The sequence below is a fragment of the Kitasatospora sp. NPDC001225 genome (assembly GCF_053597855.1).
On sequence record NZ_JBSFJC010000484.1, the window covers coordinates 1 to 1,098 of the forward strand.

The window sequence follows — 1,098 nt, forward strand, 5'->3', positions numbered from 1 at the left end:
GGGCCGGCCGTGCTCCTCCCAGTACCGGCGGAGGGCGTCGCCGGAGTCCGGCACGGTGCGCTCGATCACCTGGATCCGGGCGACCTGGCCGGTGCGGGCGAGGGCGGCGAGGGCACGGCCCCAGCCGTTGACGTTGGCGTTCTGGGTGCCGGGGTCGAGCAGGGCGTAGGCGCGGCTGCTCACCTTGACGATCGCGGTGAGGGTGCTGGCGTGCGGGTCGTGGACGGCGCCGTAGCGGCGGTCCGGGGCGGTGACCACGCGCAGGCTGGCCGCGCTGCCAGGAAGGTGCAGCAGGCCCTCGCGCACCGGACGGGAGGAGGGGCGAGTGAGCCAGAGCAGCTGGCCCCGCAGGCGGCGCAGCGCGTAGCGGGCGGCGACCGGCGCCCAGTCGGCGAGGGTGCGACCGCGGTAGCGGACGAACACGGCGGCGGCGACCGTGGCCCAGACAGGTATGAGCTGGAGGGCGCCGGTGACGCCGCGGGTGGTGAGGACGGCGAGCAGCAGCAGGCCGGTGGCGGCGGAGGCGACCAGCTGCGGGGCGCTGAGGCCGAGCAGGATGCCGCGCTTGGAGCGGTGGGGGAACTTGACGGACGCGGGGGTGGCGTCGGACTTCGGAGTGGAGGACATCGGGGTTCCAGGGAGGCGCGTGCGGGCGGCGGGCGGGGGCGCGGCGCTCTTCTGGACGTCATCGCGGGGCTCCTTCGGGGATGGTGGGCCCGGGGCGGGCGGCGCTGGGCCGCCCACCCCGGGGAAGGAGGATGCTGGTCAGGACCCGGGCTCGGCGGTCCGGTTCGGGTAGACGAAGCGTCCCGGATCCGGGCCTCCAGTCGGGCCCGGACTACCAGCAGCCGGTGCCGGCAGCGGGGGAACGGCGGGGCCGACCGGTGCCGGAGGAGCGGGAACGCTCGGGGCCGAGGCCGTACCGGAAGCCGGAGAGCTCCCGACAGCGGACGGAGCGACGGAGTCTGCCAGGTTGGCACCCTGGACACGCGGGGCGGCCGGGGCCGGGGCTGCCTCGCCGCCGTCGGACTTCGACCGCTCGGCGCCGCCTCCGGCGGACGCCCGGGTAATCAGCGACGGGATGCCGGGCCGGGTGAC

1 protein-coding gene is annotated in these 1,098 nt (G+C 76.7%); it reads right to left on the bottom strand.

Translation table 11 applies throughout. The annotated features are described in order from the left end of the window. Positions 1 to 627 (bottom strand): SCO6880 family protein (locus ACWDCZ_RS41645; protein WP_449818766.1); only part of this gene is annotated, 627 nt, incomplete at its 3' end. Positions 628 to 1,098: the final 471 nt, after the last annotated feature.